21 protein-coding genes are annotated in these 22,265 nt (G+C 42.9%); 11 read left to right on the top strand and 10 right to left on the bottom strand.

Annotated features, from left to right (window positions below; all coding sequences use genetic code 11):
- Positions 1–140: 140 nt before the first annotated feature.
- The gene (locus AXW61_RS15495; protein ID WP_062035072.1) at positions 141–809 is read left to right on the top strand and encodes an HAD-IA family hydrolase; all 669 of its coding nucleotides are present in this window, start codon (positions 141–143) and stop codon (positions 807–809) included.
- A 260-nt stretch (positions 810–1,069) separates the two neighbouring features.
- On the opposite strand, the gene AXW61_RS15490 is transcribed toward AXW61_RS15495, so the two are convergent.
- Positions 1,070–1,747 (bottom strand): DUF1345 domain-containing protein, encoded by a 678-nt coding sequence (locus AXW61_RS15490; protein ID WP_004692572.1) that lies wholly within the window; start codon positions 1,745–1,747, stop codon positions 1,070–1,072.
- 302 nt (positions 1,748–2,049) lie between these two features.
- Positions 2,050–2,949, bottom strand: coding sequence for a DNA-binding transcriptional regulator HcaR (gene hcaR / locus AXW61_RS15485; protein WP_062035070.1), 900 nt, complete (start codon positions 2,947–2,949; stop codon positions 2,050–2,052).
- Between the two features lie 318 nt (positions 2,950–3,267).
- Here hcaR and AXW61_RS15480 point away from each other — a divergent pair, with 318 nt between their 5' ends.
- From AXW61_RS15480 to katG, 3 genes are all read left to right on the top strand, one after another.
- A complete protein-coding gene (locus AXW61_RS15480) occupies positions 3,268–4,206 on the top strand; it encodes a cation diffusion facilitator family transporter (protein WP_062035068.1) in 939 nt (312 codons plus the stop codon).
- A 70-nt stretch (positions 4,207–4,276) separates the two neighbouring features.
- Entirely contained in the window at positions 4,277–5,332 is a 1,056-nt protein-coding gene (locus tag AXW61_RS15475; RefSeq protein ID WP_004978902.1) for an MBL fold metallo-hydrolase, read from the top strand.
- A 433-nt stretch (positions 5,333–5,765) separates the two neighbouring features.
- Positions 5,766–7,958, top strand: a complete 2,193-nt coding sequence (katG, locus tag AXW61_RS15470) for a catalase/peroxidase HPI (RefSeq protein ID WP_062035066.1) — start codon at positions 5,766–5,768, stop codon at positions 7,956–7,958.
- Positions 7,959–7,999: 41 nt separating this feature from the next.
- Here the strand turns inward: katG and AXW61_RS15465 are convergent, their stop codons facing one another.
- Together AXW61_RS15465 and AXW61_RS15460 are read right to left on the bottom strand one after the other, a co-directional pair.
- Positions 8,000–8,791, bottom strand: a complete 792-nt coding sequence (locus AXW61_RS15465) for an abortive infection family protein (RefSeq protein ID WP_062035064.1) — start codon at positions 8,789–8,791, stop codon at positions 8,000–8,002.
- Between the two features lie 119 nt (positions 8,792–8,910).
- Entirely contained in the window at positions 8,911–9,531 is a 621-nt protein-coding gene (locus AXW61_RS15460) for a TetR/AcrR family transcriptional regulator (RefSeq protein ID WP_062035062.1), read from the bottom strand.
- 78 nt (positions 9,532–9,609) lie between these two features.
- Between AXW61_RS15460 and AXW61_RS15455 the strand changes: the two genes are divergently transcribed.
- A complete protein-coding gene (locus AXW61_RS15455; protein ID WP_062035060.1) occupies positions 9,610–11,262 on the top strand; it encodes an acyl-CoA dehydrogenase family protein in 1,653 nt (550 codons plus the stop codon).
- 6 nt (positions 11,263–11,268) lie between these two features.
- Here the strand turns inward: AXW61_RS15455 and AXW61_RS15450 are convergent, their stop codons facing one another.
- Complete coding sequence (locus AXW61_RS15450) at positions 11,269–12,405, bottom strand: DUF389 domain-containing protein (RefSeq protein ID WP_062035057.1); 1,137 nt, start codon at positions 12,403–12,405, stop codon at positions 11,269–11,271.
- A 281-nt stretch (positions 12,406–12,686) separates the two neighbouring features.
- Positions 12,687–13,139 carry an Lrp/AsnC family transcriptional regulator gene (locus AXW61_RS15445; protein ID WP_004978918.1) on the bottom strand — a complete coding sequence of 151 codons (453 nt, stop codon included), beginning with the start codon at positions 13,137–13,139 and terminating at the stop codon, positions 12,687–12,689.
- A 150-nt stretch (positions 13,140–13,289) separates the two neighbouring features.
- On the opposite strand from AXW61_RS15445, the gene AXW61_RS15440 reads away from it, so the two are divergent.
- On the top strand, positions 13,290–13,904 hold the full coding sequence (locus tag AXW61_RS15440; RefSeq protein ID WP_062035055.1) for a LysE family translocator: 615 nt from the start codon (positions 13,290–13,292) through the stop codon (positions 13,902–13,904).
- Positions 13,905–14,094: 190 nt separating this feature from the next.
- Positions 14,095–14,283 carry a hypothetical protein gene (locus AXW61_RS15435; RefSeq protein WP_004978921.1) on the top strand — a complete coding sequence of 63 codons (189 nt, stop codon included), beginning with the start codon at positions 14,095–14,097 and terminating at the stop codon, positions 14,281–14,283.
- A gap of 6 nt (positions 14,284–14,289) precedes the next feature.
- On the opposite strand, the gene ptsP is transcribed toward AXW61_RS15435, so the two are convergent.
- Together ptsP and AXW61_RS15425 are read right to left on the bottom strand one after the other, a co-directional pair.
- Positions 14,290–16,587, bottom strand: a complete 2,298-nt coding sequence (gene ptsP, locus AXW61_RS15430) for a phosphoenolpyruvate--protein phosphotransferase (protein ID WP_062035053.1) — start codon at positions 16,585–16,587, stop codon at positions 14,290–14,292.
- 81 nt (positions 16,588–16,668) lie between these two features.
- Complete coding sequence (locus AXW61_RS15425) at positions 16,669–17,151, bottom strand: RNA pyrophosphohydrolase (RefSeq protein WP_004692547.1); 483 nt, start codon at positions 17,149–17,151, stop codon at positions 16,669–16,671.
- A 182-nt stretch (positions 17,152–17,333) separates the two neighbouring features.
- Between AXW61_RS15425 and AXW61_RS15420 the strand changes: the two genes are divergently transcribed.
- The 3 genes from AXW61_RS15420 to AXW61_RS15410 all read left to right on the top strand — a co-directional run bounded on the left by AXW61_RS15420 (position 17,334) and on the right by AXW61_RS15410 (position 19,019).
- Complete coding sequence (locus AXW61_RS15420; protein WP_004692545.1) at positions 17,334–17,984, top strand: HAD family hydrolase; 651 nt, start codon at positions 17,334–17,336, stop codon at positions 17,982–17,984.
- 212 nt (positions 17,985–18,196) lie between these two features.
- Positions 18,197–18,442, top strand: a complete 246-nt coding sequence (locus AXW61_RS15415; protein WP_058868869.1) for a DUF2789 family protein — start codon at positions 18,197–18,199, stop codon at positions 18,440–18,442.
- Between the two features lie 70 nt (positions 18,443–18,512).
- Complete coding sequence (locus AXW61_RS15410) at positions 18,513–19,019, top strand: DUF2628 domain-containing protein (protein WP_062035051.1); 507 nt, start codon at positions 18,513–18,515, stop codon at positions 19,017–19,019.
- Between the two features lie 58 nt (positions 19,020–19,077).
- On the opposite strand, the gene AXW61_RS15405 is transcribed toward AXW61_RS15410, so the two are convergent.
- Positions 19,078–19,935 (bottom strand): LysR family transcriptional regulator, encoded by an 858-nt coding sequence (locus AXW61_RS15405; protein ID WP_004692542.1) that lies wholly within the window; start codon positions 19,933–19,935, stop codon positions 19,078–19,080.
- Positions 19,936–20,095: 160 nt separating this feature from the next.
- Positions 20,096–20,332, bottom strand: a complete 237-nt coding sequence (locus AXW61_RS15400; RefSeq protein ID WP_004692541.1) for a DUF2061 domain-containing protein — start codon at positions 20,330–20,332, stop codon at positions 20,096–20,098.
- 499 nt (positions 20,333–20,831) lie between these two features.
- On the opposite strand from AXW61_RS15400, the gene leuC reads away from it, so the two are divergent.
- Complete coding sequence (gene leuC / locus AXW61_RS15395; protein WP_062035049.1) at positions 20,832–22,265, top strand: 3-isopropylmalate dehydratase large subunit; 1,434 nt, start codon at positions 20,832–20,834, stop codon at positions 22,263–22,265.

The following is a 22,265-nucleotide window of genomic DNA, read 5'->3' as shown; positions in this document are numbered from 1 at the left end:
CTGATGGAACGTCTTGAACGCGCTTTAAGCACTGATTTAAAGCGAAGTGCAAGTCAGCTCAACGGCGAATCCTTTTCGCCATCGTGTAGCAAATGCATCGTGTAAATTGTCTTCATAAAAGTAAATATTGGAACCCCAGCATGAACAAACCTGTAGAACTGATTATCTTTGATTGGGATGGGACTTTATTTGATTCAGTAGGGCAGATTGTGGCGAGTTTATTGTTTGCCGCGCAGCAATTTGCACAACCCTTATCTGCTGATGCAGCAAAAAGTATTATTGGTTTAGGTTTGCCAGAGGTCGCGCAGCGATTATTTCCTCAAGTACCTGAGTTACATGCTGAGATTTTGCAATGCTATGCCGAGCATTATGTGGCGAACTCGAAAGGTGATGTCTGGTTCGACGGCGTGGCCGATATGTTGAATGGCTTACGTGAAGCGGGTTTACAGTTGGCGGTGGCGACAGGTAAAAGTCGTAAAGGCTTAGATCGAGTATTGGCACAAACACAGAGCCAAGCACTATTTGTGACAACGCGTGCTGCCAGTGAAACCAAATCTAAACCGCATCCTTTGATGTTGGAAGAAATTTTAGCTGAAACGGGTGTGTCTGCTGAACACGCGATTATGGTCGGTGATACCAGTTATGATCTAGAAATGGCGCGTAATATTGCCATGCCGAGAATCGGGGTGAGTTATGGGGTGCATACACCTGAAACGCTCAGACAATATCAACCTTTGGTCATCGCGGATGATGTGCCGAGCTTGCAGCAGCATTTATTAAAATATGTTGACCTTAAACAAGTGATTTAACTTGAGGGGTCTAAATATATAGCCTGTGGATGATGGTCAGAGTGAGCCTGCCTGTTTTGGGTCGATCATCTTCAAAACTTTTGTCTTCAGTATGCTTTAAGGCTGATGAACGGTTCATTTAATTGTTGGGTTTGTGATTTGAAAAAGCTCTTTCATTGGGAGTTTTTTTTGTGATGTTGTCGTCGAAAGGACTTCAATCATCGTCTTTATATTGGATGGTTGTCATTTGAGAGGATGACAAAAAATGAAAAACAGGGTACTTAGAGCGTGATGAAACCCGCCGCAACATTGATGCTAATAGCGAGAATAGAGGTATTAAAACCATAAGCTAAAATAATGTGCAGAATATTCAGAATACGCATCGAACGCGAGGTAATGGAAACATCCGCGGTTTGCGCAGAAGTGCCAATCACATAACTAAAATATAAAAAGTCGGGATAGGTTGGTTGAGCCGTTTTGGGAAAGTCTAAGCCTGCATCTTGTTGGTCTGCGAGAGCCAGATAATAATCATGCGCATAATGAATGGCAAATACGGTATGCATAAAGAACCATGCGCTAATAATGGTGAGTAAGGACAGCGCCAAGTGCCCATATTTGATGGTTGGGTCATTAGGAAGATGAGTCAATTCTAATACAATCGCAATTAAGCACATGAGCAAAGTCAGGATGACCAACAGTAGAATGATCCATTTACTGGCATCTTGCTGCTGTGCATGTTGCAGAATGTGCCGATGGTCAACAGACCACAGGGTGGTCATGGTTTTGACTAAATAACTTGAGACGGCAATATTCCAACTGATCAATAAATTGGTCGACCAAGACCAGTCGGTAAATGTATTCAGCAGCGTATAAAAAACAGCAGTCAGCAAAAAACTAATGAAAAAGAAGGGGCGAAATTTCATTGCTGTTTTTAAACGCTGCAAAGTGGGCATTGGCATAATCTTCTCCTTCTCTGTTTTATTATTTTTTCGTGCAGCTAAAGTCGCAAGATCTACCTCAGCATCAGTTTGTGTTTGGACTTCAATTGTGGGGAACCTGACAAAAGCCTGTTTTTCTTAGCCTATCCTAGCTTAAAAAGAATACAAATGAAAAAGCGAGATGTCATCGACATCGCTTAAAAATAAAAGGGTGAAAATACGCTTGTCTTACAGAGTATAGTTCTATGAGAAAGGCGCGTAATTATTTATTCAGAAAATAGTGGCGCGCCGAATGAGATGAATAATTAGGACTCACTGCGGATTTATTCGCGGTTAATATCCAAATAAAATACCCGAGTCAGTAATTCTATAAATTTAGTCACTGCCAGTGAGCTGTTATTTTTACGATAGTTCACATACAGATCCAAATACGGCAGCTCAACCTCAAGTGGACGAATTACCGTGTTGTTCATGCTAAGTGGCGCAACATAACCGGGTAAAATTGTACAGCCGAGCCCCAAGCCAATCGCATTGATATTGAATAGAATATTGTCGGCTTTTTGCACAATGTTGAATTCGATATTGTGAGTTTTGGCAAATTCCAAAATAGTCTGGTGTAAAGTCTGTGACTGCTCGGCTGCGGGAATAATAAAATCAATGCCATCTAATGCTTTAACCGGAATTCGCTCATATTTGGCCAAAGGATGGTCTTTCGGCAACAGGAAAATGAGTGGTTCACGCAGTACAAACTGACTTTCAATTTCATCACTATGGACATTATTTCGGGTAAAGCTAATGTCCAATTCACCTTTTTTCAGCAAACGTAGTTGCTCAGTATTGTTCATACTGAATAACTCAATTTTTAACTCTGGGTTTTGTACTCGTAAATTGGGCAGTACATAAGGAAAGATTTTCATTTCCGCCACAGGGACAAAACCAATGCGGAGCATCTGCTGCTTGGCTTGTGATACTTGGCGTGCCATAGTGACCGCTTTATCTGCCTGAGCCAAGGTGAGACGTGCTTGTTCAAGAAAAACAGCCCCTTCTTCCGTGAGTTCAACTTTTCGCTTGGTTCGATACAATAACTGTACGCCGACATCTTCTTCAAGGTCTTTGATTTGCTGACTTAATGAGGGCTGAGCGGTATAAAGTTTCAGTGCTGCTTTACTAAAGTTCAGTTCTTCAGCAACAGTAATGAAATAGCGAAGGTGTCTAAGTTCCATATAAATAACCCACTGACTAATCCAAAAAATGTCTTACCATGACTGCGGTGAAGTATAATCGATAAACAACGATACCGTGAAGATGATTCAATTGTTTAGAAAATAAATAGTATCGAGTTGAGTTCTGAAACTTTCATATATGAAATAACCGGTTTAATAATTGCTAAAAGGTATTAATTAAATACTAAAAATAGTTCATTCCAATCACCTGAAAATCGGGTGAGGTGAACTACATAAAAATACAATTGCGTTTTGCCGAAATTGGATATGATAAAAACATAAATATAATTTAATTGAACATATGGGCTAAAAATCGATATGGCAGATTCAAATAAACTGGTGGTCTATGCCGCGCTGTTGGGGAATTTAGCCATTGCGCTGGTAAAATTTATTGCGGCTTATTTGACCAATAGCTCTGCCATGTTGAGTGAAGCCATTCACTCTGTTGTGGATACCTTAAACGAAATTTTACTGTTATATGGACTGAAGAAGTCGAATAAACCTGCCAATTTTAACCATCCTTTTGGCTACGGGCGAGAGCTATATTTTTGGGCCTTCATTGTATCTCTTATGGTCTTTGCCTTAGGGGCATTGGTGTCTATGTACAATGGGATCATGCACATTTTGCACCCTGAACCCATTTTAAACCCGACCATCAATTATGTTGTACTTGGCTTTGCATTTGTAAGTGAAGGGACTTCATGGTGTGTTGCTCTGAAAGTATTTCGTAAAGCCAAAGGCCAGCAAGGTTATTTTGAGGCCTTTCGTCGCAGTAAAGACCCCACCACGTTTACGGTTTTGTTTGAAGACTCTGCTGCATTAATTGGTCTGTTGATTGCTTTTCTTGGTATTTATTTGGCACATCGTTTAAATATGCCTACACTGGATGGGGTGGCATCCATTCTGATTGGACTGGTTCTGGCTGTGTCTGCTTTTCTTTTGGCACGAGAAACCAAAGGTTTATTGCTTGGTGAAACCGCAGACCTGCATGTACGGCAAAATATCTTAAAAATTGCCCAAGAGGATGAAGGTGTATTGTCGGCCAACGGTTTACTGACCGAGCAAATGGGCGCCAAACAGGTTTTAGCCTCATTGAGCGTGGAGTTTGAAGATCACCTCACTACCGATGAGATAGAAGCGTGTGTCAATCGAATTGAAGCAAAAATTAAACAAAATCATCCTGAGATTGTGGCACTCTTTGTGAAGCCGCAATCAAAAAAAGTGTGGTTAGAGCGAATGCAAGGACGCTTGGAATAGGTTAAGGTAGAGGTCAGTTTTCAAAACTGGTCCTGCTACTGGTGTATTGCAATAAAGATAACGACGTTAAATGAAGCCAAAATCAACTGAACTCCATTATCAAATTCCGACTGAAAATACCATGTCCCATACGTGGCGGCAGCCCGAATTTCAGTTTCTACACTCTGACCATTATAACGGGACTCGCTTTGTCAATTCAGTTCGCCGACCTGAGGGCCGTAGCCGAGGCGACTTGCTAAAATGGTTGATTAAGCGTAAATCTTCGACATGGAATGTGGATTTGGCGCAAGAGTATGCGCACTTTCATGCCGATAAAAAAAGCCTGCCGCAAGATCGGCCTCATGCTGATTTAAATGATTGGCAGGTTTGGTTTGTGGGTCATGCCACGGTATTACTCCAGATTGGCCCTTATAACTTATTGACCGATCCTGTCTGGGCGGAACATGTTAGTCCGAAGCAAGGGCGGGGACCACGCCGTGTTATGCCTGCTGGCATTGCCTTGGAAGATTTACCGACCATCCATGCGGTGCTCTTGAGTCACAACCACTATGATCATATGGATATTGCCAGTCTGAACTGGTTGTATGAGCGTTTCGCCATGCCCATTTATACAGGTTTGGGCAATGGATGGTATTTACCCAAGCACTTACAAGTATTGGAAATGGATTGGTGGCAGTCGGCACGTCTGCATGATTTAAAACTAGTCTATACCCCAGCACAGCATGGTTCTGGCCGTGGGCTGCGTGATCAAAACCGTGCGTTATGGGGTGGGTTTAATATTCACTGTGGCGCTGACTATGCTTATTTTGCGGGGGATACAGGTTATTCACCGCATTTTAAAGAGCTGCATCAACGTTTTGGCGCACCGCGAATTGCATTATTGCCTATCGGGGCGTATGAACCGCGTGAGCTGATGCGCTATATGCATATGAATCCGCAAGATGCCTTTCAAGCGCATAAAGACCTGCATGCCAAATGCTCGATGGCTATTCACTATCGCACTTTTCAGCTGACTGATGAAAGCCGAGAACAGCCTGAAATTGACTTAAAAGTGGCAATGAAAAATAGCTCGAAGCTGATGAATCCGTTTGTTTGCTTAAGAGAAGGTCGACGTTTAAGCGTGTAATGAACGCTTTAAGTATAAGATCAGGTGATGGCTGGCAAAACAGTCATCACCGAGACCATAAGGACATCACCAAAATATCTTTCAAAAAAATCTAAAAACCGAAAGTATGCCTCTTTTTTTGTTTAATTTTTACTCAATTTGAGCCGCGCTCATTGCTGGTAAGGGTTGTCTAAGTTTTAATCGATAAACTCAATTGAAAATGCCCATCAACCTCGCATAAAAAGCCTTTCTTTTTGCTGTGTTTTCATCGGATCTTATCTTGTTGAAAAATTAAAATTCTTTTTTTCTTAAATATTTACATAGAAGAATCCGATTGTTTTTATTCGTAAAACTCGCTTTTGATTGTCATCAAAAGGGGCTATGTTAGAACAGTAATAATTACTTTAAACGGTTCATGATAATCATAATTTGATGATCAAATTTGGAGCTCGACATGACACAGAATATGCAAGCATCAGGTTGTCCATTTCACCAGAAAGATGGTGGACAAACGAGTTTAGCCAGCACCAATAATTCTGATTGGTGGCCGAATGCGCTCAATCTCGACATCCTGTCGCAACACGATAAAAAAACCAACCCGATGGATCCTGATTTTGACTATGCAGCCGCATTCAAATCATTGGATTTAGAAGCGGTGAAACAAGATCTCCGTGAACTCATCAACAGCAGCCAAGAATGGTGGCCATCTGATTACGGCAGCTACATTGGGATGTTTGTACGTACCGCATGGCACTTGGCGGGTTCCTACCGTAAACAAGATGGACGTGGCGGCGCTAACACAGGGAACCAACGTTTTGCACCCCTCAACAGTTGGCCTGATAACGTCAACACCGATAAAGGCCGTCGCCTACTTTGGCCAATCAAACGTAAATATGGCAACAAAATTTCATGGGGCGATTTAATCGTTCTTGCAGGCACAGTAGCTTATGAAGAAGCAGGCCTGAAAACCTTTGGCTTTGGTGGTGGTCGTCTAGATATTTGGGCACCAGAAAAAGACATTTACTGGGGTGAAGAGCGTCAATGGCTGGCACCAACGGCAAACCGCTATGCCAATGACCAAGACCGTAAATCGCTTGAAAATCCATTAGCTGCGGTACAAATGGGTTTAATCTACGTCAATCCAGAAGGGGTTGATGGCGTCCAAGATCCCCTCCGTACTGCACAAGACATGCGTGTCACTTTTGACCGTATGGGAATGGATGATGAAGAAACTGTCGCACTCACTGCGGGTGGTCACACCGTAGGTAAAGCGCACGGGAATGGTAAAGCTGAAAACTTAGGGGCAGATGTCGAAGGCGCAGACGTGGAGTTTCAAGGTCTCGGTTGGCATAACTCTGAAGGTACAGGCAATGGTGCGAACACCATGGTCAGTGGTTTAGAAGGGGCCTGGACCACACACCCGACCAAATGGGATAACGAGTTTTTCTATCTGCTGTTCACTTATGAATGGGAAAAAACCACTAGTCCTGCGGGTGCGAAACAATGGGAACCGATTAACATCAAAGAGGAAGATAAACCTGTTGATGCGCATAACCCCAACGTTCGCCGTAACCCAATGATGACTGATGCCGATATGGCACTCAAAATGGACCCTGAATACCGTAAAATTTCAGAGCGTTTTTATGCAGATCCAGCTTACTTGTCTGAAGTGTTTGCGCGTGCTTGGTACAAGCTCACTCACCGTGACATGGGACCAAAATCCCGCTACTTAGGCGCAGATGTGCCGAATGACGATTTGATTTGGCAAGACCCAATTCCATCGGTCGATTATGTTTTGTCTGAAGCTGAAATTGAAGAGTTAAAAGCGAAGTTGCTGAATAGCGGTTTAACTTCGGTTGAATTGATTAATACTGCTTGGGATAGTGCGCGGACTTTCCGTGGTTCCGACTACCGTGGTGGTGCCAATGGGGCGCGTATCCGTCTTGCGCCACAAAAAGACTGGGTGGGCAATGAGCCTGAACGTTTAGCTAAAGTTTTGGCGAAGCTTGAAGAAATTCAAGCAAGTCTGGCGAAAAAAGTCAGCATTGCAGACTTGATTGTACTGGGTGGTACGGCAGCGGTTGAAAAAGCGGCACACGCTGCGGGTGTGAATATCAAAGTTCCGTTCCTTGCAGGCCGAGGTGATGCGACTCAAGAGCAAACAGATGTGTATTCTTTTGAAGATTTACTCCCTAAGCATGATGGTTTCCGTAACTGGGTCAAAGAAGATTACAGCGTACAGCCTGAAGAAATGTTATTAGACCGTGCACAATTACTCGGTTTGACTGCACCTGAAATGACGGTTTTAGTCGGTGGTATGCGTGCACTTGGCACAAACTATGCAGGTACATCAGAAGGTGTGTTGACTGCTCGCGTGGGTGTACTCAGCAATGACTTCTTTGTCAACTTAACGGATATGAAATATAACTGGAAACCCGTGGGTAAAAACCGTTATGAAATCGTGGACCGTGCGACAGGGGCAACCAAATGGACGGCGACACGTGCAGACTTAGTCTTTGGTTCAAACTCGATTTTACGCTCATATGCAGAAGTTTATGCGCAAGATGACAACAAAGAGAAGTTTGTAAAAGACTTTGTTGCCGCTTGGGTGAAGGTAATGAATGCAGACCGTTTTGACGTTAAGTAGTTTTGACTGAAATAAAAAAACCGCTCGAAAGAGCGGTTTTTTTATTTCTCTTTCCAACTTTCCAATATAAATAGACCAATCGTATGGGCAGAATGTATTGCTAAACGTGCATGACGAGGTCTGAGATTATATTGTTTGATGCCTGCACCATGTGCGGAACTGCTATGAGTACGCAGTGAAGCAATACCATCAACGACTGAAATAATTCCAGAAATAATTCTTTTTAAATCTTCATCTTCCACGGCTTCTCGATTGATGTTTAGAGATTTTCTAACAACATCGAATAAATTTTTTAAATCTTTTTTGTTAGGCATATTAAGTTGATTTTCTTCTATATAAACTCTGCAGATTGATTCCAAAATATTACTTGCTGCTGAAACAGCTTCTCTAGGGCTTGAATCCACATGCGTTAAAGCTCTCGTAAATTCTTGATCAATTGCTGGAATATCTAAATCATTTATGAAATTTTCTAGGCTTTTTGTTGGTGCAGTAAGTGACCCATTGATCCGTCCACCTTTTATATACATTAAAGAGTTTTCAGCTAATGCTTGAGTGATTTTATCTAGTTGTGAGCTAAACCATTCTGGGTCATGTGGAGATATAACAGCACCATCAAAATATTTTTCTAATACTTTTCCTAAAATTTTGAGAGGATTAGGATTGGCTTTATTGATATGTATTAAAGTCTCTTGAACTCGATTAGGTTTGCTGAGTTCTGGAAAGGTATTTTCTATATCTGCATATAAAAAAATAGAATTTAGACTGGCATGTGTCTCATATTTTGGAAGGAGTTCGGCAAGTAAAGAAATAACTTTTAAAGGTATTGTCTGCATTTTGGAAGTAGTTGTTCTTTAAATTTATTTTTAATATATTATCTCAAAAAATCAGATATTAAAATTATTTAGAGTATTTAAAATAGCTCTTAAATATATAAAAATTGATAAAGCTTTAGTTAGTTCTGATATGAGAAATTAACCATATTTACTATATCGGTTTCTAATTCCTGCCATTTCCCAAATTTTGGCTCTACCAATAAAGTCTGCGACACAAAGCCATAACAGATTCGTTGCACATTCAAACTAAGTCGCTTGAGTTGCACTTCATCTTTAAAATAAGGCTCAAGGATACTGCGCCACATCTGCACCATCATGGCATAACTTTTACGGTAACTTTCAATATTCGATACCTGTCGTTCCAGCAAAAAAGTCTGCGCCCAGAGAAACTGTCGAGTCTGAATCTGCTCAAGCTGAAAGTGAATAATTTGCTGTAAATAGTCCTCAAAAGTTAATTTTGTGGATAACTCCATCAGGCTTTGTGCATAACTTTTTAACTGCTCCGCATTGGTTTTCACATGCTGATGAATGGTCAATGCAACCAAATCTTCCTTCTTTGAAAAGTACTCATAAAAGGTACCCAAACCGACTCCGGCCACATCGGTAATTTCCCGAATGGTAATTTCGTGCGCATGGCGCTCATGCAAAAGCCGAACAAAACTTTCTTGCAAAGCTTCTTGGGTGAGTTTTGCTCTGGATTGGCGCGGTCTACGACGGACTTGGATCTCAGGATTCTTCATTGCATAAAGCTGAACATGGCAGACTCAATTTTTCTCTATACTGAAATGAAAAGCACAGCATAACAAGAGCAAAGTGATATGAATACGGCATGGATGACCCATCAAATCAGTAATCAGTTTGATGAACTGGAAAACTATAACCTGTTTGAAACCGATACCGTTTTACAAGAAATATTGGCCCGTTATGGCAGTCTGGATCAGGCAAAACTCATAGAGATGGGTAAAGTTGTTGGTTCTACGGAATATTATGATTATGCCGATCTCGCCAATAGGCATACGCCCATCTTGCATGCCTTTGATGCTCGCGGACGCCGTAAAGACTTTATCGAGTTTCATCCCGCATGGCATCAATGGATGGGGTTAAATCGTCAGTTCGATACCCATGCACATCCTTTTAATCAGCCCAATTCATCCTCAAAATGGGTCGAGTGGGCAGCACGTTTTTATTTGGCAGGGCAGGTGGAGTGTGGAAATTTGTGTCCAAACTCGATGACATTAGGCAGTATTCCACTGATTCAACGCGAACCTGAACTGTGGGCCAAAATCGGTGATAAGTTACTTTCGACAGAATACGATGAACGTGATGTGCCAATCAGCCAGAAAAAATCGATTTGGCTGGGCATGGGCATGACCGAAAAACAGGGTGGTTCGGATGTGCGTGCCAATGAAACCATGGCAGTACCCGTCGCAGAGTCGGGACGCGGTCAAGCCTATTTGCTCTCAGGGCATAAATGGTTTTTTTCTGCACCGATGTGTGATGCGCATTTGGTGGTGGCAAAGACGGAACAAGATGGTTTGGCCTGTTTCTTTGTACCGCGCTGGCTGGAGGATGGAACCAAGAACCCGATCCATATCCAACGGCTAAAAGAAAAAGTCGGCAATCGGAGTAACTCCAGTTCCGAAGTCGAATTTAAAGAGGTGTGGGGCATCATGATTGGGGAAGCTGGACTTGGCATTCCCACCATTATTGAAATGGCGAATTACACCCGTTTAACCTGTTCGGTGGGCAGTACTGCCTTGCTGCGTCAGGCTTTGGTGCAATGCATTGCCTATACCCGTCAGCGTAAAGCTTTTGGGAAGCTTCTGGCTGAACAACCGCTGATGCGTACCGTACTTGCAGATTTAGCCTTAGAAACGGAAGCAGCGATGCAACTCAGTTTCCATTTGGCACACTGCTATGAAGCGGATGACGCATTGTCCGTAGCGTGGAAACGCATTATGACCCCAGCGTCGAAGTTCTGGATATGTAAACGTGCGGTTGAGCTGACAGGGGAAATGATGGAGGTTTTTGGCGGCAATGGCTATGTCGACAACGGCATCATGGCACGTATTTTTAAAGAAGCGCCAGTCAATACCATTTGGGAAGGGTCAGGCAATGTCATGTGTTTGGATGTGCTACGTGCTATCAGTCGTGATGTAGAGTCGATTGAAATCTTGTTTCAAGATTTGGCCGCTACGGCTATGCAAGATGAACAGTTGAAACAAGAACTACAAAGCCTATTTAAATTATTCCAGCAGACACCTGAAGAACTACAATTTATGGGCCGTAGTTTGGTCAGCCGTTTGGTGATTTTGGCACAAGCAGTCCTACTGAAACGGCATGCACCCAACTATGTGGCGGATGGCTTTATTCAAAGCCGTTATAGTCCATTTCATGGTCGGGTTGTCGGGATGCTTGAGATGAAACAACCCGACGTAGAACGACTGCTGCATAGAGCATTGGCAGCTTAAAGCTCGTTATTGTACTGAAAGCTTTTGCGCTTCATCTTGTTCGAGTTGGACGTTGGGGCTGTCTTCAGCCTGAATAATATCAATCGGAATAAAGCGGACTTGAACAATGCTTGGGTTATCGTTCAAGTCTGGCAATAGCTTTTGATTGAGCGCTGCAATTTGCGATGGGCTAGGCGGAATATCTCCACGGATAGAGACACGGACTAAAGTGAAACCCTCTTTTTTATCGTATTGGATGGTATCAATAATATTATTGGCGTGGTTGAGTTCTGTGCTAATGGTCGCCTCGGTACTGCTTTCGTACAGCCGTGTATTGAGCAGCGCATAAAAGTTGAGTGAGAGATAAATCCCTAAAAGTGCCAAGAACATTAGGCTAACAGCATTACGTTTGAGAAATTCTTTGACATTACTCTGCACTTCTTCGGTGGAACCCCGTCTAAAGCCTGCAATCCAAAGGACTAAAGATGAGCTAATCTGAATGGCGAAGATGTTGGTCACCGCCAGTAAAAATGCATTGGCTGAGTTTTTCCATTCCATATGCGCAAATAAAATCCCGCTGGCCACCAAGGGCGGAACTAAGGCCGTCGCAACGGCGACACCCACCACGGCCACAGACAGGCGAGGGGATACTGAGGCAAAAGCACCTGCGGCACCCCCTGCTAAAGCGATCATCAAATCCAAAATGGTTGGCTGCGTGCGAGATAAAATTTCATTGGTCATAGGCAGGTCATAGTTCACCAGCCCTAAAATGATCCCAATGCTATAAATCATGGCAACGCCAAGTAACAAGGTCGACAACGCGGTTTTAAACAGCAGCCATCGGTTATCAATTAAAGCCAAGGCAATACCTGAAATTGGCCCCAGCATCATGGCAACCAACATCGCGCCAATCACTACCGCAGCCGAGTTAGACAGCAGTCCATAGCCTGCAATGACAGCAGCCAAGGCATTCATAATAAAAAAGGTTTTGCTTGGAAGTGCATCCGCTTGGATATTCAAGCGGACTTTTTGGTGGTCAATTTTTTTGGAGTTTTCGCGCAAGGCTTGCTTATAACGAATTTTTTCTTTCAGAAACTCATACTTTTCTTGGTCAGGTGTATCTTTGACTACAATGGTTGCATCTTTGTCTTTTTCGAGTGGCATGATGATGCTCTTATTTTGTAGGTGATTAAGATTTAATCTAGCGCTTTTATCACGGGAAGCAAACAAAAAAATGGTGAGAAATAATATGATTCACGCTTCAATTTAGAATATGTTCTAGCCACTTTCTTTTTATTGAAACGAGGCTCCTTAATTTTGCTGAACATCACTCAGTAACAAAGGTTTCTTAATTCAGAGCAGGACAGATCTGCGTGAAATCACGATGTCATCCATAACAAGACAGATCAATTGCAGATGTTTAGCTACCCCTAGAACGTGTTCTTTTAGAACAAAACGCTACGATTAGAAATAATATTTTTCATCACCATGGTGGAGATGAGACGTTGCACATTTGGCAGTGCTGACAAGTGCTCATCATAGAGTTTTTGATAGCTTTCCAAGTCATAGGTCACGACATGCAGCAAGTAGTCGGGGTCACCAAAAAGTCGCTGCGCTTTCACAATTTGAGGAACCTTAAGAATCGCTTCTTCAAGACTCTGCACCGAATCTTTATCGCCATTTTTGAGCGTCACGAAAACAATGGTGGAGAAATTCAAGCCGAGTTGGGAAATATCCAACTGTGCGCGATAGCCTTTGATAATACCTGAATCTTCTAAGGCTTTGACTCTACGGTGACAGGGAGAGAGGCTAAGCCCTACCTTATGCGCCAACTCCGTAACAGATAAACGACCATCGGCTTGTAGTTCAGCAAGAATCTTCTTATCAATTTTATCCATGTGGAAGAATCTCCCCTTTTTAGGCGTTATTGCACAAATATTTGAAAGCACATTTTAGAGGCTAAAGGATATCCTTTCAAAATTATTTGATACAGATCATGTTTTGATTGGATTAAACCTCAAAACGGTGATGGATAAGAGAGGAAAGGGATGTCACTGAATATTATGATTGCATTTTGGGGTGTTTCGATCCTGTTTGTGATGACACCAGGTATAGATTGGGCTTATGCCATTTCATCCGGAATACAGGGCAAAAGAGTCTTGCCTGCGGTGACCGGGTTATTAACTGGGCATTTGATGGCGGCACTGATTGTTGCGGCGGGTGTAGGGACATTGGTGACCAGTCAGCCCGTATTGCTTCAAGTACTCACGGGTGTTGGGGCTGTTTATTTGCTGTGGATGGGGCTGAGCCTATCGATGCGCCCTGCAACGATTAGCAGCGATCAGATTGCCATTGCATCGTCAAAGTCATGGTACATTCGAGGCGTTTATTTAAGTGGCTTAAATCCGAAAGTCCTGCTGTTATTTTTGGCTTTATTGCCGCCCTTTATCGACCCGCAAGCGGCTTTGTCGCCCACCTCTCAAATTGTTTTATTGGCGGGAATTCACCTTATGAGTTGTGCGGCCGTTTATTTCTTGGTTGGATTTAGTGCGCAAAAAGTTTTGGGCACACGTCCGCAGGCAGCTAGAGTGGTCAGTCGAGTGTCAGGGGTATTGATGATGTTGATTGCGATGATTTTATTGTTAGAACAGTTTTATGGCTAAGCGACATTTTAAGCATATGGATCAAAGGCAGTGCAAAATAAAGCATTGCCATAACCTGTAATTGAATTGAAAAAATAGCGGATGAGTTGGTGATATAGGTTTAGCCAAAATCGCTTGTAATACGTTCAAAAAGGCGTAAAATTTCTACCGCATCATCAGTAAGATGATCACATCAACAAGGTGAAAAAAAATGGCAAAGAAGAAAGCTGAGCCAAAAGTTGTGATTCACAACTTCGTGGCTAAACATATGCATGAAGTTAACCAAAGCCAAGTCTTTGTAGACCGAAAGAAAAATGCAAAACGAGGCTATGACAAGCACAAGAAAGGGAGATATTCAGATGATTATCTCCCTTTTTTAATGTCCGTTCTTTGGGTTTAAAGACCTTTAAGCCGTCACAATACGTGTTGCGGATTTGACCATATCGGCCAAACCATGGGTTTTAAAATAATATTCCATCTGACTTTTCACAATGAGTGGATTACTCATTTTCAAGGCACGCTCTAACAATTCGACCGCATCTGGCATTGGGACATGACAAATGGCTTTGCGTACACGCAGAATGTTGCTTGAGCTCATTGATAGGGTATTGAAGCCCATCGCCATCAGTAAGATCGCAGACAAAGGATCGCCCGCCATTTCACCACAAATACTGACTGGTTTTTTGTACTTATGACACTCTTTAACTAAGCGGGTGAGCGCACGTAAAACCGCAGGGTGGAAATGTGAGTAGACATTGGCAACGCGTGGATTATTACGGTCAACGGCCAGTAAGTATTGTGTCAAGTCGTTTGAACCCACTGAGAAAAAGTCAACCAACTCGGCAAACTCTTCAATTTGTAATAAGACACTTGGTACTTCGACCATGATCCCGATTTTTGGTTTGGTGATTTTGACCTGTTCTTCTTCTTGCACCGCGACCCAGTCTCGCTCTAGTAAGTACAGCGCTTCTTCTACTTCGCTGACGCTGGTCACCATCGGCAGTAGAATGTGTAGGTTATTGAGACCAATACTGGCTTTGAGCATGGCACGAATTTGTGAAGAAAAAATTTCAGGGTGGTCAAGCGTAAAGCGAATACCGCGCCAGCCCAGTGCTGAGTTTTCTTCCTCAATTGAAAAATAAGGCAAGTCCTTATCGGCACCGATATCGAGGGTACGCATCACCACAGGTTTGTTGGCAAAGTGGCTCAACTGTTGACGATAGATCGCACGTTGTTCTTCTTCACCCGGGAAGCGATCACGTAGCATGAACGGAATTTCAGAACGATATAGACCAACGCCTTTGGCACCGCGTTGTACACCACGGACTACATCAATCATCAGACCAGTATTGACGAACAGTTTGACTGCGACACCATCAGGGGTGATGGCGTCTTTGGTTTCATACTGTTTTAAATCTTTGGCAATCAGTTCTTCTTCTTTTTGAATTTCTTTATAGCGACTACGTAAACGGCGAGGTGGATTAATAAACACACGCCCTTGGTGCGCATCGACGATCATTTCCACATCATCAAGGGTATTAATCGGCAGTTCAGTCACGCCGACCACGGTTGGAATACCGAGTGCGCGCGCCACAATCACCATATGCGAGTTCATGGCGCCTTCGGTGGTTACGATGGCTGCAATTTTATCGACTGGCAGTTCAACCAAGGCTGCGGTTGAGATTTCTTCCCCAATCAGAATACTTTCATCGGTAAGTTCACGGTGGCTGGAGTCGGCTTCTTGCAAATAGGCCAAAATCCGTCGCCCGAGATCTTTTAAGTCCGCGGCACGTTCACGGAGATAGTCATCTTCCATCTGTTCAAACAGATCGATGTGATTATCGATGACGATACGCACCGCACCTTGTGCCCAGTTACCATCACGAATTTGTTCTTTAATTTCCGCTGGCAGTGCATTTTCATCCAACATGCGTAAGAACACGCTAAACAGTGCGCGTTCTTCCGCCATGAGGGCATCTTGCATTTTGTCATCAAGCGATTTGATTTCATCACGTACTGAGGTGAGAGCACGATCCAGCAGCTCTAATTCTTCACTGATGTCATCGGCTTCACGGTCAGGGACAGCCGCCAAATCCGCAGGGGGATAGAGAATGACGGCACGCCCTAATGCAATTCCACCTGAACCCGGGACACCTTGGAAGGTTTTGTAGGCTGGTAAATTGCTGGGTTTACGAAATACATCGATATTGCCCACCGCATGCGCATGCGCAATGACCCCTGAAAGCTGAGCACAGAGCGTGACGAGGAAAGATTCTGCGGCTTCACTAAAGTCTTGTGACTCTTTGTTTTGCACCACAAGTACGCCCATGACTTTACGGCGGTACATGACCGGTACACCGAGGAACGAGTTATAAATTTCCTCACCAGTTTCAGGTAAGTACATAAAACGTTCATGTTTCGGTGCATTGTCAAGGTTGACGATTTCTTCACGCTGACCCACCAGACCGACCAAGCCTTCACTGGTATGCAGTGAAACATGGCCGACCGAATCGGGGTTCAAACCTTTCGATGCCATCAACAAATAACGTTGATTGCGTTCGTCGAGTAAATAGATGGAGCAAACGTCAACATGCATGGCTTCTGCCACATGGTTGACCATAATGTCGAGTGATTCATGCAAACTGGTGGACGCATTGATTTCTTGTACAATGCGTCGAAGGGTATCCAGTTGCATATTCGACATCGCGTCTACTCCAAAAATAATGTGCGTCCAACTTATTTATAACAAGAGATCCTTAAAAAATCTGTAGGACGTCTAGATTTTTTAAGGCTTTTTTTGAGGGAGCTGATTGCACAGCTCCACCATCGCTTTGCGGTATACATCGCGTTTAAAATTCACAACTTGCCCCAGCGGGTACCAATAACTGACCCACTGCCATTGGTCAAACTCAGGCGGATCAGACAAATTCAAACGAATATTCTGAGCGGGAGCAGTGAGTTTGAGTAAAAACCACTTTTGTTTTTGTCCAATACATACGGGATCGGAATCTGTACGAATGTATCGGTGCGGCAAACGATAACGCAGCCAACCTTTAGTTTGCGCTACAATTTGGACGTGTTCGGGCAGTAAGCCAACTTCTTCTCTCAGCTCACGATAAAGTGCCTGTTCAGGGGTTTCTCCATATTGGATACCTCCTTGTGGAAATTGCCAAGCATTGTGTCCAATGCGTTTTGCCCATAAAACTTGTCCAAACTCGTTTGCCAAAATGATCCCGACATTGGGTCGGAAACCTTCCGAATCGATCATTTGGCTACCTAAATATTGTGTAATTTATGACTTTGCGATCGGGGATTTTTATTTCTGTATCCAACTCGAAAAAAGCAAAGTTTAAAAATGTTAAAATTGCTATGATCTTAACGAATTTCTATCGACTAGCGGAGATAGATTTACAAATTTTTTCTTAAATTTCAGTTTTTACGAGTATTTTCATGAAATTGGCGCTATTTGATCTCGATCACACCTTGTTAAACACCGATTCAGATCATTCTTGGGGAGAGTTTTTGGTGAATGAAGGCTTGGTCGACCCAGTTCGCCATCGCGCCATGAACGATAAATTTTATGAAGACTACAAAGCAGGGCAGCTCGACCCGATTGCCTATAATGAATTTGTATTTGAATTTTTAACTCAACATGACAATGCCTACCTGACTGAACTGCATGAACTGTTCATGCACAAAGTGATTCGCCCGCAAATGCGTCCCGAAGGTTTTGCCGCCATTGAAAAACACCGCGATGCTGGACATGCTTTGGTTGGCATTACCGCAACCTCTGATTTTATAACGGCACCGATTTTTCGTGAATTTGGGATTAGTGAAATTATTGCGACCAATGCTGAAGTGGTTGAGGGTAAATACACGGGCAAAGTGATCAATACACCATGCTATCAAAAAGGCAAATTGACGCGTTTAGATCAATGGCTTGCAGGGCGTGATGTCAGCGAGTCTTGGGCTTATTCGGATTCCATCAATGATCGCTTTTTACTGGAATATGCTGACCATGCCATTGCCGTCAATCCAGATGACCGCCTAGAAGCATTGGCTAAAGAGCAGGCATGGGAAATCCAAGACTGGTCGATTTAAGTATCTGTCTTTCGTTGTTTAAAAAGGCTGTTTTCGGGCAGTCTTATTTATTTGAAAGGCATCGACGTCAAAAATGAAAAGTGCGTACAGTGATAATAAAATATCGGGCTAGAGGTGGGCTGATCTTGGAAAATTAACCAAATATGCTATGTTGAACCTTGGCTAAAGCTATTTTGACTATGAAAAATTAGAACATAAGCGTGGAGAAAAATATGAGTGTACGACCAAGAATGACCCACCTGTTTGAGCAACTCGGTTTAGATGCGAGTGAAGAGGCCATCGCCTTGTTTATTGTAACGCATCAGCTCAATGCACAAACCAAGATTGTTGACGCAGAGTATTGGACTGAAGCACAACGTCAGTTTTTGGCAGAAAAAATTAAATCGGACGGTGAGTGGGCCATTATTGTAGATCAGCTGAATGAATCCCTGCATGAAGATTCACTCATCCAAAAATAAGTAGAACTCAAAGAGGCTGAGCGTCGAAGCTTTGCCTCTCTTGATAAAAATAAGATAAAAGTAGAAATTTATGTCTCTCGATCATCAAGCTTTTCCTGACTCTACGTCTTTAGAACATGTCGCTTCAGTTAATCAACTAGAACAAGATCGTGCCCTGTTTATCGGTGCGAAATATGAGTCTTACTATCAAGCTCAATTTGAAAAAATCACGCCAAAGAAACAATATGCAGGCTTTAATATTGCCGCCTTTTTCTTAGGTGTGGTCTGGTTATTTTATCGAAAAATGTACAGTTATGGCTTTATGGCCATTGGTTTAATTGTGGTCATAGGGATGGTTGAAATACTTTTGGGGATTGAAAGTTCTGGTGCAAATATTGGCTTGGCCGTAGCATTTGGAATGTTTGGGAATACCTTGTATAAGCATCATGTCGATCAGCAGATTACTAAGATTCGCCAGTTGGGAAGTGGAAGCGTCCATACTGAATTAGAAAAGCGTGGTGGTATAAATCTCATAGTAGGTTCGATCTTGCTGGTGATTTGGCTTGGGCTGGTTGCACTGGCTATTAGTGCTTCTTAATTCGCCCGCGCAAAATAAAAAACCATCCTTGTGGATGGTTTTTTAATGCTTGTAAAGCTTAATTCATCATTGCAATCAGCTCTTGCACCGCACGAGATTGGGTTCTACCCGGATGCCAAACCATACCGAGTTGACGGTTCATTTCGAATTTCACATTCAATTGCTGTAGGTCTTGGTTAATCATCGTTTTTGGAAGCACTGACCAACCCAGTCCAATCGATGCCAACATACGAATCGATTCGAGTGGATTATTGCTCATGGTGATTTTAGGTTTCAGCCCCTGTTTTTCAAACTCTGCCAAGGTGATTTGGCTGGTATAGGTTTGTGACGCAGGCAATAAACTTGGGTATTGAATCAGGTCTTCGAGTTGTAAGTTTTGCATTTGTGCCAGCGGATGAAACGGTGCTGCTACAAAAACTAAAGGATCTTCCCAAATGGTGACGTACTGCAAACGTTCATCGAGTTTAGGCGGTAGGGTTAAAAATGCCAATTCCAAATCACCCGCCAGTACTTTTTCATGCGCTTGCTCGGAGTCGACAAAGTGCACATCTAAGGTGACATTTGGAAAGCTTTGCACATAGCTACGTAAATGGCTTGGCAAGTGATGTAAACCAATATGGTGACTGGTGCCAATTTTGAGTTTGCCTTGGACCATGCCTTGTTCATGACTCAAGGTATGGTGAATGTCACCCAGTTCATTGAGCCAGTTTTTAACTTTAGGCAGCAGTGAATGGGCGGCATGTGTGGCTTGTACACCACGACCCGCAGACTCAAACAGTTTCACACCAAAATATTCTTCTAAACTATGAATACGTTTGGTTACAGCAGGTTGCGTAATGAAGAGTTGATCTGCGGCTAAAGAAATAGAGCCGGTTTCCATGACTTTTACAAAAGCTTCGAAGGCTGCAAGATTCATAAGGATAATCTAGTTATGAAAGTATAATTAAATTATAAAATAATTTTATATGAATTGCGATCTTTAAAATGAACGGGAGCTTATTGGATCTGGAATAAAATAAAAAAAGATCACTTGATGTGATCTTTTGGAGAGTTGAGAGGGCGCTTGATATAAGGGCTTAAGCAGGAATATTTTCTTCGGTGGTACGGTTCTTTTTCTCCCAAATACGTTCATGGAAAAAGAATGCGAAGGCTTGAACGGTTGGTTCTAATAAGCTGAGGGTGACCGCCATCCATAAGTTACCTGTGACAAAGTAAGCCACAATCATGGCCACAGTAATGTGCATGATGTAATAGCTTAGGGTTTTTTTGAATATGCGCTGATTGTTCGCTACAAATTTCTGAATGTTCGCCATGATAAATACCCTCTCAATAATGCCTTTCATTTGTAAATAGTAATTATTATCATTAATAAAGTCAAAATGAAATTTTGATTGCTCGTGATTGGGTTTTTGAATGCAAGGCGATGCAGTCGATTGTTTGGAATGTTTGACTTGAGAAAACAAGCTTCTGTAGATTTTATTCTTTTGTCTAGGAATAGGTTGCTGTCTTTCTATTCAGAGAAACGAAGCGAGCCTTAAAAAGTATTGGTCTAAATAGGGGAGATATACCTTGCATGGCTGAGCAGGGAAATATACTGTGAGGCCTACAATAGGTTGATAAATAGGCGTATAGGGCTTGAATTAAAACCAGCAGTGAGGCTTGTAATCAAAGGGATTGAAACAAAGAGGTATGAATTTAAAATAATTCCAAAAAGTTTTTAAATTAATAAAAATGATAAATTAGATTTATGTGAAATCGTCGCTATAATCGATTTTAATGAAAGAATTACCCAGTCCAGTGGAGTCAATCGACATGGCAGGCGAAAACCAACAAGCAAAAACATTGTATGACAAATTGTGGGATGACCACTTAGTAAAACAACGCGACGATGGCTCGGCTTTACTCTATATCGACCGTCATTTATTACATGAAGTGACTTCTCCGCAAGCCTTTGAAGGTTTACAACTTGCGGGTCGTAAACCATGGCGTTTAAGTGCGAATGTGGCAACCCCCGATCATAATGTTCCAACATCGACCAAAGAGCGTTCAGAGGGAATCGCAGGTATTGAAGATGATACTTCACGTATCCAAGTTCAAACCTTAGACGACAACTGTAAAACCTTTAATGTGGTGCAGTTCGACATTAATGATGTCCGTCAAGGCATTGCACACGTGGTCGGGCCTGAGCAAGGTTTGACTTTACCGGGTATGACGGTGGTGTGTGGAGATTCTCATACGGCAACACATGGTGCATTTGGCTGTTTGGCACACGGGATTGGGACATCTGAAGTGGAGCATGTATTGGCAACCCAATGCTTGGTTCAAAAGAAGATGAAAAACATGTTGGTGCGTGTTGATGGTCAATTGGGTCAGGGCGTAACACCGAAAGATGTGGTTTTAGCCATCATTGGTAAAATTGGTACTGCGGGTGGTACAGGTCACGCGATCGAATTTGGTGGTCAAGTCTTCCGTGATATGTCGATCGAAGGTCGTATGACGGTGTGTAATATGGCGATTGAAGGCGGCGCACGTGTGGGTATGGTCGCTGTCGATGACAAAACCATTGCCTATGTCAAAGACCGCCCATATGCACCACAAGGCGTACAGTGGGATGCTGCTGTTGCATATTGGAATACCTTACATTCGGATGCAGATGCGCATTTTGACACAGTAGTTGTATTGCAAGGTGAAGAGATTGAGCCACAAGTGTCTTGGGGTACATCGCCTGAAATGGTGATTCCAGTGACTCAAGCTGTACCAACTTTAGATCAAGCCAAAGATGAAGTGCAACGCAATGATTGGACGCGTGCTTATAACTACATGGGTTTAACCGCAGGTCAGGCGTTGGCAGATATTCAGTTAGACCGTGTCTTTATTGGTTCATGTACCAACTCTCGCATTGAAGATATTCGTGCCGCGGCTGAAGTGGCTAAAGGCAAAAAAGTGGCAAGTACCATTAAACAAGCCATGGTGGTTCCAGGGTCTGGTTTAGTCAAAGCGCAAGCCGAAGCTGAAGGCTTAGACAAAGTTTTGATTGAAGCAGGTTTTGAATGGCGTGAGCCAGGTTGTTCAATGTGTTTAGCCATGAATGCAGACAAATTACAACCCGGTGAGCATTGTGCATCGACCTCTAACCGTAACTTCGAAGGTCGCCAGGGCAATGGCGGGCGTACGCATTTGGTGAGTCCAGCAATGGCAGCCGCAGCAGCGATTGCAGGTCACTTTGTCGATGTGCGTTCATTTTAA

Source organism: Acinetobacter sp. BMW17, from assembly GCF_001592855.1.
Lineage (GTDB): Bacteria > Pseudomonadota > Gammaproteobacteria > Pseudomonadales > Moraxellaceae > Acinetobacter > Acinetobacter johnsonii.
This window is presented reverse-complemented; position numbering and strand designations above follow the sequence as displayed.